Genomic DNA, 11,616 nt, shown 5'->3' on the forward strand with positions numbered 1-11,616 from the left:
TTGACCTCGTCCCACTCGTAGTTGCTCAGCGCGGCGATCTGGATCTCGCTGTCGAAATGGCCGATGTTGCACACGATGCTCATCGACTTCATCGCCGCCATATGCTCGGCCGTGATGACATCGGCATTGCCGGTCGCGGTGACGAAGATGTCGGACCGCGTGACCGCTTCCTCCATCGTCACCACCTCGAAACCCTCCATCGCCGCCTGCAGCGCGCAGATCGGATCGACTTCGGTCACCAGCACGCGGGCGCCGCCGTTCCGCAACGACTGCGCCGAACCCTTGCCGACATCGCCGAAGCCGGCGACGGTCGCGACCTTGCCGGCCAGCATGACGTCGGTCGCGCGACGGATCGCGTCGACCAGCGACTCCTTGCAACCATACAGATTGTCGAACTTCGACTTGGTCACGCTGTCGTTGACGTTGATCGCCGGGAACGGCAACTGGCCCTTCTTCGCAATCTCGTACAGCCGGTGGACGCCGGTCGTAGTTTCTTCGGACACGCCGCGGATATTCTTCACGGTCTCGGTCAGATAGCCCGGACGACGCGCGATGAACGCCTTGACGACGCGCTGGAACTCGACTTCCTCGTCATTCTCCGGCTCGCCGAAGCTTTCCCCCGCTTCCAGCCGCGCACCCCACAGCGCGAACATCGTGGCGTCGCCACCATCGTCCAGGATCAGGTTGCAGGTGGTGTCGCCCCAATCGAAGATGCGGTCGACATAATCCCAATATTCGGCCAGCGTCTCGCCCTTGACCGCGAACACCGGCACGCCCGACGCGGCAATCGCGGCGGCAGCATGATCCTGCGTGGAATAGATGTTGCACGATGCCCACCGCACCTGCGCGCCCAATGCGGTCAGCGTCTCAATCAGCACGGCAGTCTGGATCGTCATGTGCAGCGATCCGACGATCCGCGCGCCCTTCAACGGCTGCGATACGCCGAACTCGCTACGCAGCGCCATCAGGCCGGGCATCTCGGTTTCGGCGATCTCGATCTCCTTGCGGCCGTAACCGGCCAGCGAGATGTCATGCACCAGATAATCGGTGAAGGTGTCGGCGGGCATGGTGGCCACGGGCAATCTCCGCATGAGGCCGCACCTGCGCGGCCATGATGGTGCGCGCTCTACCGATCGCTCGCGGCAGATGCAAATATAAAGATATCTTTATATGCCGCCCTTCGGATCATCAGGGCGTTCAGGCGTGCCCGGTTTCGCTGGCCAGCATCCGTGTATCCACCCCGGCGTGCGCGAACATCGCCTCCCACCGGGCAATCGCCGGCCGGTCGAACAGCAACGCGTCGGTCGCGGGCGTCGCGAACCAGCCATGCCGGGTCATTTCGGCATCCAGCTGCCCCTCGCCCCAGCCGGCATAGCCCAGCGCGACCACGAACCGGGTCGGCCCGCGCCCCTCTGCAATCGCACGCAACACGTCCAGCGTCCCGGTCAGCGCCCAGCGCTGACCGGCGTGCAACGTGTCCTGCCCGCTCCAATCCTGACCGTGCAGCACGAACCCGCGCCGCGGCTCCACCGGCCCACCGACATGCACCGGCACGTCGGGTGCTACGCCCACATCGATCTCCACCTGTGCCAACAATCCGTGCAGCCCCAGGGTCGGCACCACCTCGCCCAGGCCGATGCCCAGCGCGCCGTCCTCGTCATGCGCGCACATCGCAACCACGGCGCGCTCGAACCGTGGATCGCCGATTCCGGGCATGGCCAGCAACATCTGACCCGATAGAAACCGCGGCTGATCCATGCACACCATCCTAGCTTCCGGCGCGCCGCCGATCATCATGGCCGAAACAGCGCGTCGTCAGTCCGCACCGCTCGCGCCGCCAAACGCGCTCACGCCAATGGAACATAACGCACGACCGGGCCGGACGGCGCAATCGTCACGGATTCGCAGGGGGCGGAACCACCGCGGCGGGCGCTGGTGCCGGCGGCGTCGCCACCGCGGCATAAGGCGCACCCAGCGATGCGCGGACGATCTTCGACGGGTTCGCCGGCGGCTCGCCCTTTTCGATCCGGTCGACATATTCCATGCCCGACACCACCCGTCCGATCGGCGTATAGTTCCCGTCCAGGTTCAGATTGGGCGCCAGCATGATGAAGAACTGGCTGTTCGCGCTGTTCGGCTGCTGGCTGCGCGCCATCGACACTTCGCCGCGGACGTGCGGCATGTCGTTGAACTCCGCCTTCAGGTCCGGCAGCGGCGACCCGCCGGTGCCGTCACCCTTCGGATCGCCGCCCTGCGCCATGAAGCCCTCGATCACGCGGTGGAAGATCAGGCCGTTATAGAATCCCTGCTGCGTCAGCAGCTTGACCCGGCCGACATTCTCCGGGGCTTTGTCGGGACGCAACTGGATCACAACCCGGCCGCCGGTCGACAGATCGAGGTTCAGCGTGTTGTCCGGTGTCAGCGGCGGCGGCAGGAACGCTTCGACCGGGGTCGCCTGCGGCAATTTGGGCAGCGGCTTCGGCACCGTCGCCTCGCTCGGTTCAGGCCGCGCCTGCGCGAACGCCGCCCCGGAACAAAGCAGGCCGGCCACCGCCGCGACAAGGAAACTGTTACGCATCGTCATTCCACATCCCGAAATCCGCCAGGCGCCGATATCGCCGCCGGGCTGTCCCTATCCTGAATATCAGGCCTGACTATCACCGGTGCCCTTGCGCCCGACCGCCGCGACGCGTGCGCGGATCTCGGCATCCACGGTCGGCGGCACGAATTTGTGAACCGCCCCGCCATAGAGCGCGATCTCCTTCACCAACCGCGACGCAATGGGTTGCAACGCCACATCGGCCATCAGGAACACCGTTTCCACACGGTTGTTGATCTGCTGGTTCATGCCTGCCATCTGATATTCATATTCGAAATCCGCCACCGCGCGCAGGCCGCGCACGATGACGTTCGCGCCCACGCCCTCGGCAAAGTCCATCAGCAGCGAATCGAACGCGACCACGTCGATATCGCCGCGAATGCCGGCAACCTCCCGCCGCACCATGGCCAGCCGTTCGGCGACGGTGAACATCGGCGATTTGGACGGGTTGGTGGTGACGCCGACCACGAACTTGTCGACCAGCTTCGCACCGCGGCGGATGATGTCCATATGGCCCAGCGTGATCGGGTCGAACGTCCCCGGATAAACCCCGATCCGCGTCATGCCCCCGCCCCCTCACGATTGCGGATCACCGGTCCCGCTCCACCACGAACCGCGCGATCGCGCGCAGCAGGTCCGCTTCCGATCCGAACGCGTGCAGATGCCGGATCGCCTGGTCCACCAGCATCTCCGCCTGCGCCCGCGCGCGGTCCGCGCCCATCAGGGACACGAACGTCGCCTTGCCGGCGGCGGCGTCCTTGCCCACCGCCTTGCCCACCGCCTGCGCGTCGCCCTCGGTATCCAGCAGGTCGTCGGCAATCTGGAACGCCAGTCCGATGTCATGCGCATAGCCGCGCAACCCCGTCCGCCCGTCCGGTTGCACCCGCCCCATGATCGCGCCGGCTTCCAGACAGAAGCCGATCAGCGCCCCGGTCTTCAATTGCTGCAACCGGGTGACCGCGGTCAGGTCATAGGCCGCGGTTTCCGCCACCAGGTCCATCATCTGGCCGCCGGCCATCCCCGCCGGCCCGCTGGCCCGGCCCAGTTCGGCGATCAGTTCGACGCGGACATAGGGATCGGGATGCGTATCCGGTTGCGCCAGGACCTCGAACGCCAAAGCGTGCAGCGAATCTCCCGCCAGCACCGCGGTCGCCTCGTCGAACGCCTTGTGGACGGTGGGCTTGCCGCGCCGCAGGTCATCATCGTCCATGCACGGCATGTCGTCATGGATCAGCGAATAGACATGGATGCACTCCACCGCCGCCCCGACGCGGATCGCGCGCGCGCGGTCGACGTTGAACAGCGCGCAGGTTGCCGTCACCAGCAAGGGCCGCAGGCGTTTGCCCCCGCCGATCGCCGCATGGCGCATCGCGTCGTACAACCGTGCGCGGCCGTCGTCCGGCACCGTCAGCAGTCGATCGAAAAACGCATCGATCTCTGCGGACACCCGCTGGATCTCGGCCGGTACGATCATGGTCATGTCAATCGCCGTCGAACGGCGTGGTGCCGGTCGGCTTGCCATCGGCGCCCGCCACGATCCGCTCGATCCGTGCCTGTGCCGCCTGCAACCGCGCCTCGCATTGCTGCTTCAACGCGTCGCCTTCGCCGTAAAGCCGGATCGACTCGTCCAACGACGCGTCCCCGCTCTCCAGGCGCTGCACGATCGCCTCTAGCCGTTTCAGCGCGTCCTCGAAGGATAGGTCGCCGATGCTGTCCGTCTGTTCCGCCATGCCGGTCGTATTGGCGAAGGGCGGCCAAGGGTCAAGCGGACTTGCGGCCCGACGGCCCCGACTCTACGCATCCGACATGTCCGCAGACTCCCTGCCTGAAATCATGGCGCAGCGCGTGCCGCAGCTCGTTCTCGTGATCGCGCGCGCCGCCAATGGCGCGATCGGGCGCGACGGAACACTGCCATGGCACCTGCCGGCGGATCTGCGACGGTTCAAGGCACTGACCGCCGGCGCACCGATGGTGATGGGCCGCCGCACGTTCGACAGCCTGCCAGGGCTGCTACCCGGTCGCCGCCATATCGTGCTGACGCGCGATCCGCGCTGGACGGCCGACGGCGCGGAACCCGTCGCCGGCGTGGCGGAGGCCATCGCGCATGCCGCATCGGATCGGCTGTCGGTGATCGGCGGGGCGGAGATCCACGCGCTGTTCGAAGCCTGCGCGACGCGGATCGAAATGACCCATGTCGACCTCGCGCCGGCGGCCGATACGTTCATCCCGCTTCCGGATCCCGACCTGTGGCACATCGTCGCCCGCACCGATCATCCGCCCGAATCCGGACGGCCGGGCTACGGCTTCGTGACCTATGAGCGCCGGCCATGACGCCGGCCGGCGCGCGCAACTGCCCGATTGTCCCCGCCGCCGCGCCTTCCTATAGCCCGCCACCATGCACAGGCTGACCAGCGACCATCCGATCCCCGCACCGTTCCGCAACGGCGTGGTCGCGCTCGGCAATTTCGATGGCTTCCATCTCGGCCACCAGGCGGTCGTCGCGCGCGCGCGCGCCATCGCGCGGGCGGAGGGCCGGCCACTGATCGTCGCCACCTTCGATCCGCATCCCGTCCGCTATTTTCGGCCCGATGCGCCACCCTTCCGCCTGACGACGCTGGATCAGCGGGAACGGCTGTTCGCGGCGGCCGGTGCGGATGCGATGCTCGTGTTCGGCTTCGATGCGGCCCTGGCCGCGGTGTCGGCGCGGTCGTTCATTACCGACTGGCTCGGTACGCGCGTCGGTGCCGCCTGCATCGTCACGGGTGCCGACTTCACCTTCGGCGCGGGCAAATCCGGCAACGCGGCGCTGCTGGCCGACCCGGCCGTCATGGCCACGATCCGCAGCGAGGCCGTCGGTCCCGTCACCGATGCAGCCGGCCCGATCTCGTCCAGCCGGATCCGCGTCGCGCTGCAATCCGGTGACCCGCAAGAGGCCGCGCGCCTGCTCACGCGCCCGTTCACGATCGAGGCGGTGGTCCAGCATGGCGATAAGATCGGCCGCACCATCGGCTACCCCACCGCGAACATGGACATGGGCAAATATCTGCGTCCCGCCTACGGCATCTATGCGGTGCGCGGACATCTGCCGGACGGACGCGTGCTCGACGGTGTCGCCAATCTCGGCATCCGTCCGCAATTCACGCCGCCGAAGGAACTGCTTGAACCGCATTTCTTCAATTTCGGCGGCGATCTCTATGGCCAGCGTATCGAGGTCGCGTTGATCGCGCATCTCCGGCCCGAGGCGCGGTTCGACGGGCTTGACGCACTGGTGGCGCAGATGGACCGCGACAGCGCGGCGGCACGGCGGATCCTGGCCACGATATCTTGACCAATTGCCGTCAAGAGCGGCGGCTAACGCTGGTTCCCCCCTGCGTCCCCTTGCGCTAAGGCGGCTGACGATGAACGATACACCCGAAACGTCCGCACCGGATTGGCGCGCCACCGTCTTCCTGCCGAAGACCGACTTCCCGATGAAGGCGGGCCTCGCCGCCAGGGAGCCGGCGATCCTCCAGCGTTGGGCGGACACGGACCTGTACGGGCAACTGCGCGCCGCGCGCGCCGGGCGGGAACGCTTCATCCTGCATGATGGCCCGCCCTACGCCAATGGCGACATCCATATGGGCCACGCCATGAACAAGGTGCTGAAGGACATCATCGTCCGCTCGCAATCCCTGCTCGGCAAGGACGCGCCCTATGTACCCGGGTGGGATTGTCACGGCCTGCCGATCGAATGGAAGGTCGAGGAACAATATCGGAAGAAGAAGCTGAACAAGGACGAGGTCGATCCCGTCCTGTTCCGCGCCGAATGCCGCGCCTATGCCGAAAAATGGGTCGATGTGCAGCGTGCGCAGTTCCAGCGGCTGGGCGTTCAGGGCGATTGGGCCGATCCCTATCTGACGATGAAATACGAAGCCGAAGCCACGATCGTCGCGGAGCTTCTGAAGTTCGCCGAGAGCGGCCAGCTGTATCGCGGCGCCAAGCCGGTGATGTGGAGCCCGGTCGAAAAGACCGCCCTGGCCGAGGCGGAGGTCGAATATGAGGATATCGTTTCGACCCAGATCGACGTCGGCTTCGAAATCGTCGAAAGCCCGATCGATGAACTGATCGGGGTCCAGGCCGTGATCTGGACGACCACACCCTGGACGATCCCGGTCAACCAGGCGATCGCCTATCACCGGTCCTACGACTATCTGGTCGTCGACGTCGAAGGACGCAGATATCTTCTCGCCGAACCGCTGCTAGAGGCGTTTCTCGGCCGCATCGGCGCGACGGCATTCGATTTCCTGATGCTGGTGAAGGGTGAGGCACTCGAAGACAGCTTCGTTCGCCATCCGATGCACGCGCGCGGCGGGTTCTTCGCAAAGCTCCGCCCGCTGCTGTCCGCGGATTTCGTGACGACCGATGTCGGCACCGGGCTCGTCCACATGGCGCCGGATCATGGCGAGGATGATTTCGATCTCTGCAAGGCGCATGGCCTGGATCCGGTGTTCGCGGTCGATGGCGACGGCCGGTATCGTGGCGACTGGGCGTGGCTCGGCGGCCAGGGATCGGTCATCAATCCGAAGTTCAATGCGCCCGATGGCCCGATCTGCACCGACCTGCGCGACGCCGGCGCGCTCGTCGCCGCCTCCGCCGATTACGCGCACAGCTATCCGCACAGCTGGCGTTCCAAGGCGAAACTGATCTTCCGGGCGACCCCGCAATGGTTCATCCCGATGGACACCGGCCGGACCGGGCCCGACGCTGCATCCGATCCCGCGCAATCGAACACCGGCCACAACGCCGCCACGCTGCGCGAAACCGCGCTCGACGCGATCGAGCGCACCCGGTGGGTCCCGGAAAGGTCGCGCAATCGCATCCATGCGATGGTCTCCGGCCGGCCGGATTGGGTCATCAGCCGCCAACGTGCCTGGGGCGTGCCGATCGCGCTCTACGTCGATCGTGCGACCGGCGACTATCTGCGCGATCCGGCCGTCAACGCGCGCATCGTCGCCGCGGTCCAGCAGGGCGGTGCCGACGCCTGGTACACCACCGATCATCAGGCGCTGCTAGGCGACGACCATGACGCCGCCGGCTACGAACCCGTCACCGATATCCTCGACGTCTGGTTCGACAGCGGCTCCACCCACGCCTTCGTGATCGAGGCGCGGTACGGTACCGGCACGCGCGCCGATCTCTATGTCGAAGGATCGGATCAGCATCGCGGCTGGTTCCAGTCTTCGTTGCTGGAAAGCGCCGGTACCCGCGGTCGTGCGCCCTATGACGCGGTACTCACCCATGGCTTCGCGCTCGACGGCCAGGGCCGCAAGATGTCCAAGTCGGTCGGCAACGTCGTCGATCCGCTCAGGATCATCGACGAAAGCGGCGCCGACATTCTGCGCCTCTGGGTCGCCAGCACCGACTATTTCGAGGATGTCCGCATCGGCAAGGAAGTGCTGTCCAGCACCTCCGACGTCTATCGCAAGCTGCGCAACACCTTCCGGTATCTTCTGGGCGCGCTGGACGGCTTTACCGAAGCGGAACGCGTTGCGGCGGACGATATGCCCGATCTCGAACGCTATCTTCTCGATCGGCTGCTGCTGCTCGATGAGACGCTGCGGGCGGCGACGGACGCGTTCGAATTCAACCGCTACGCGCGGGCATTGGTCGATTTCGCGAACAACGATCTGTCGCAACTGTTCTTCGACATCCGCAAGGACTGCCTCTACTGCGACGCCGCCACCGCGCCCAAGCGCCGCGCCTATCGCACCGTGCTCGACATCCTGTTCCACGCGCTCGTCCGCTACGCCGCGCCGATCCTCTGCTTCACGGCGGAAGAGGTGTGGACCACGCGCTTCCCGGATGCGGGGTCGGTGCATCTGCTCGTCTGGCCCGAACTGGACGCCGGCTGGGGCGTCGGCGTCGACCGCGCCGAATGGGACAAGGTGCTGGCGCTCCGCGTCACGGTGAATGCGGAAATCGAACCCAAGCGCCGCGGCAAGGAACTCGGCGCCAGCAATGAGGCCCGCGTCACGATCGGCTATCCCGACGATCTCGATCGCCCGCGCGCCACCACGGCGGAGCTTGCCGAACTGCTGATCGTATCCGACGTCGGGTTCGAACATACGCTGCACGGCCCGACCGTGATCGTCCACCGCAGCGACGACCGGAAATGCGGCCGCTGCTGGCGCCTGCTGCCCGAAGTCACCGAGGACGGCGCACTCTGCGATCGGTGCGCGGAGGTGGTCGGTGCTTGATCGATCGGCCGGAAGGCCGTCGCTGGTCCGTGCGGTCCGAACAGACGTCGGGTGCCGTCGGGATGCGCTGTGGGGAACCCCACGCGCCGGACGGTCGCAATGACCCGTCCGCGTCCGCTCGGCTACGTCATCGCGATTGCCGTCTTCCTGATCGACCAGATTTCCAAATGGTATGTCGTCGAACGGCTGCGCTTGCCCGACCTGCTGCAGATCCGCGTCCTGCCGATATTGGATCTCACCTGGGTTCGGAACTTCGGTGTGTCGATGGGCCTGCTCACCGCCAGCACCGATGTCGCACGCTGGCTGCTGGTCGCGATGACGGGGCTGATCGCCGGCGGGGTTGCGGTGTGGCTCTGGCGGGAACGCAAGACGCCCGATATGCTGGCGCTTGGGCTCGTCCTTGGGGGTGCGCTCGGCAACATCCTTGATCGGGTGCGGCTGGGCTATGTCGCCGATTTTCTCGACCTGCATTTCGGGGTCGTGCAGCCGTTTCTGGTCTTCAATGTCGCCGACGCTGCGATTACAGTCGGCGTCCTGTTGCTTTTGCTCCGCGCTTTCCTGACGCGCGACGGGGCCGATCGTTCGGAGAATGTGCATGCGTAAGCTGATCGTCCTGGGCTCCGGCCTCGCCATGCTGGCCCTCTCCGCCTGTGGCGGCGGGAACAAGGGTGGCGTGTTCGCCGGCCGCTCCGGCCCCGACGAATTTGCGGTTGCGCGCCGTGCGCCGCTGGTTGTCCCGCCTGATTTCGCGCTGGTTCCGCCCAAGCCCGGCGCCCCGCGCCCGCAGGAGGCCGATAGTGGTACGCAGGCCCTGACCGCACTGTTCGGGGGTCAGGCGCAACGCAGCGCCGGTGAAACCGGACTGCTCGGCGCGGCCGGCCGCGTGACCGAACCCGGCATCCGCACCGAAACCGGCGGAGATACCAGCGTGGTCGACAAGGGCGCTGTCACGCGCGACATCCTGGCCGCTCCGGTCGGTGCGGGTGCGGAGGCCAGCGCCACCACCGGCGCCACGTCACCGGCCCCCGCCACACCGCAATAAACCGGCAACCCGGCCGCCGGCTCCATTGTGCCGGTGGCCCAGGGCGGCTTGCGCGGCGATGGGGCTGCCCGATCAAGCCGCGTCCGCGGCGTCCTGCGTATCGAACGGGATCGCCGCTATCCGTCGCTCGGGCCGGGCATCGATCAACCAGTCTTCGGCTTCTTGCCGATCCATGAAGTACCGGGCATCGCGTCCCTCGGCGGCCCGCTGGATCTGCAGCCTGGCCAGCGACCGCGACACCAGGAATGCGATCCTCTTCGATGCATGTCCCGAGTTGTGAAGCAATCCCGCAAATCCGCTGACGCTATCCTGCGACTGGATGTCCATATTCCGGATATCGACGAGCGTCAGGTGCTGATTGGGCCCGCAGCGCAGCTTTGAAAAGGCAACGGCCAGCTGGGTCGTGAAGGCCGCAATGTCCGCGGCCTTGAAGAAGCCGGCCATGGCGATCACGACAAGATGCCGCTCCAGATCAACATCGAAAGAAAATGTCGCGTCCATGTCCGACGCGTAGCGCGAGAGAATGATGATTTGGTTTCCGGACGTGCTTGCCAGCCGGTTACGCCGGTGACGCAGGGATAGAAAAGGGCTCTCCGGCGCGTGCCGGAAAGCCCTGTCTGCCGCGCACCGGCGGCCCTGCGTTCGGATCAGAAGGCGGCAGTCACCGCGAACACGAACTTCCCGTTGGCGATCGAGCCGGCCCCGTCCTGGCCGCGGCTGAAGCTCGGCTGCAGATAGGCGGCATCAGACGCCGTGATGTCGGTGTCGACATAGGCCACGCCGAGCGTCAGCGGAGAGCCTGGGATGGTGTAATCCGCACCAACCAACCAATCGAAATACTCGCCGGTTGGCGCGACGCTGGTCGCGAACGGACCGAGGCCGGTGTTGCCGTTGCTGTAGCCGATGTGCGCCTTCACGGTCAGGCCGGTGTTCGGCACGCCCGTGCTGATGTCACCCCACAGATACAGATTGTCGTTCTTGTCGTTCGGATTGTCGTAGCCGGTCCCGGCGTCATAATCGACCTGCGCGGCGATCGCGCCGGTAGACGACCACGCACCCAACGCCTGCTGCTTCGGCGCATAGGCGACGCCGGCGGTCAGGTTGACCGGACCGACCGTTCCCGACAACTTGGCATAAGGTTCGACGAAGTCGGTGTTGTTGTAACCGCTCGGATACATGTACCAGGTCGCCCCGACGTCCAGCGTACCACCGCCTACGGGCGCCTTGAACCCAGCGATCAGGTCCAGTTCCATGTTCGCGCCGCCGAATGTGCCCCAACCGGCCAGGTTGGATCCCCAAGTACCGACATAGAAACCGCTTTCATGCGCGATGGTGAAGCCACCCTGCACCGCCAGATTTTCGTCGGATTGGGACACGCCGCGGAACCGATAATCGGAAACCAGTCCGACGGAGCCCGTCACCGTGATCGGCTTGGTCGGCGCGTCCTGCGCAACCGCGGGCATCGCTGCCGAAAGTGCCAGCGTGGAAAGGCAGAGTGTGAACAGACGCATGGTGGAATCCCCCGTGACAGGTTTATGTCTCGTTCCCCTGCGCATCGGAGCGTTGCTCCTCTCACCTTTCGGGGGGAGCGACTGGCCAGCCGATGTTGCTTTTCCTCCACCAAATTACCGCAGTGCACAACCGGAAACTGTCCGTTGACGCTATGTCCCTTGGCAACAGTTACTGCAAAGACACAGCGCGTGATATTATCGTGCGCGGGCGAAGCGCTGCAGCCCCTC

General features: G+C 65.9%; 13 protein-coding genes. 5 read left to right on the forward strand and 8 right to left on the reverse strand.

Annotated elements, in window-relative coordinates; genetic code table 11:
- The 6 genes from VF649_RS04215 to VF649_RS04240 all read right to left on the reverse strand — a co-directional run.
- On the reverse strand, nt 1-1,076 hold a 1,076-nt coding region (locus tag VF649_RS04215; RefSeq protein WP_331010708.1), incomplete at its 3' end, for an adenosylhomocysteinase.
- A 121-nt stretch (nt 1,077-1,197) separates the two neighbouring features.
- Nucleotides 1,198-1,758, reverse strand: coding sequence for a YqgE/AlgH family protein (locus VF649_RS04220; RefSeq protein WP_331010709.1), 561 nt, complete (start codon nt 1,756-1,758; stop codon nt 1,198-1,200).
- Between the two features lie 136 nt (nt 1,759-1,894).
- Nucleotides 1,895-2,578, reverse strand: coding sequence for a peptidylprolyl isomerase (locus VF649_RS04225; RefSeq protein WP_331010710.1), 684 nt, complete (start codon nt 2,576-2,578; stop codon nt 1,895-1,897).
- Nucleotides 2,579-2,644: 66 nt separating this feature from the next.
- Nucleotides 2,645-3,163 (reverse strand): pantetheine-phosphate adenylyltransferase, encoded by a 519-nt coding sequence (coaD, locus tag VF649_RS04230; RefSeq protein ID WP_331010711.1) that lies wholly within the window; start codon nt 3,161-3,163, stop codon nt 2,645-2,647.
- A gap of 25 nt (nt 3,164-3,188) precedes the next feature.
- Complete coding sequence (locus VF649_RS04235) at nt 3,189-4,079, reverse strand: farnesyl diphosphate synthase (protein ID WP_331010712.1); 891 nt, start codon at nt 4,077-4,079, stop codon at nt 3,189-3,191.
- Between the two features lies 1 nt (nt 4,080).
- Nucleotides 4,081-4,329, reverse strand: coding sequence for an exodeoxyribonuclease VII small subunit (locus tag VF649_RS04240; protein ID WP_331010713.1), 249 nt, complete (start codon nt 4,327-4,329; stop codon nt 4,081-4,083).
- 76 nt (nt 4,330-4,405) lie between these two features.
- Between VF649_RS04240 and VF649_RS04245 the strand changes: the two genes are divergently transcribed.
- From VF649_RS04245 to VF649_RS04265, 5 genes are all read left to right on the forward strand, one after another.
- Nucleotides 4,406-4,930: a dihydrofolate reductase gene (locus tag VF649_RS04245; RefSeq protein ID WP_331010714.1), complete on the forward strand. Its 525-nt coding sequence runs from the start codon at nt 4,406-4,408 to the stop codon at nt 4,928-4,930.
- 64 nt (nt 4,931-4,994) lie between these two features.
- Complete coding sequence (locus VF649_RS04250) at nt 4,995-5,927, forward strand: bifunctional riboflavin kinase/FAD synthetase (RefSeq protein WP_331010715.1); 933 nt, start codon at nt 4,995-4,997, stop codon at nt 5,925-5,927.
- A gap of 70 nt (nt 5,928-5,997) precedes the next feature.
- A complete protein-coding gene (gene ileS, locus VF649_RS04255; RefSeq protein WP_331010716.1) occupies nt 5,998-8,835 on the forward strand; it encodes an isoleucine--tRNA ligase in 2,838 nt (945 codons plus the stop codon).
- A 99-nt stretch (nt 8,836-8,934) separates the two neighbouring features.
- Nucleotides 8,935-9,438 (forward strand): signal peptidase II, encoded by a 504-nt coding sequence (lspA, locus tag VF649_RS04260; protein WP_331010717.1) that lies wholly within the window; start codon nt 8,935-8,937, stop codon nt 9,436-9,438.
- A complete protein-coding gene (locus VF649_RS04265) occupies nt 9,431-9,877 on the forward strand; it encodes a DUF3035 domain-containing protein (protein ID WP_331010718.1) in 447 nt (148 codons plus the stop codon). Before lspA ends, VF649_RS04265 begins: the two co-directional genes overlap by 8 nt.
- Before the next feature lie 72 nt (nt 9,878-9,949).
- Here VF649_RS04265 and VF649_RS04270 read toward each other — a convergent pair whose 3' ends face one another.
- Together VF649_RS04270 and VF649_RS04275 are read right to left on the reverse strand one after the other, a co-directional pair.
- Nucleotides 9,950-10,378, reverse strand: coding sequence for a hypothetical protein (locus VF649_RS04270; RefSeq protein WP_331010719.1), 429 nt, complete (start codon nt 10,376-10,378; stop codon nt 9,950-9,952).
- Between the two features lie 146 nt (nt 10,379-10,524).
- Nucleotides 10,525-11,388 (reverse strand): TorF family putative porin, encoded by an 864-nt coding sequence (locus VF649_RS04275; protein WP_331010720.1) that lies wholly within the window; start codon nt 11,386-11,388, stop codon nt 10,525-10,527.
- Nucleotides 11,389-11,616 lie beyond the last annotated feature (228 nt).

Origin of the sequence: Sphingomonas sp. (assembly GCF_036387535.1) — a bacterium.
Taxonomy (GTDB): domain Bacteria; phylum Pseudomonadota; class Alphaproteobacteria; order Sphingomonadales; family Sphingomonadaceae; genus Sphingomonas_R.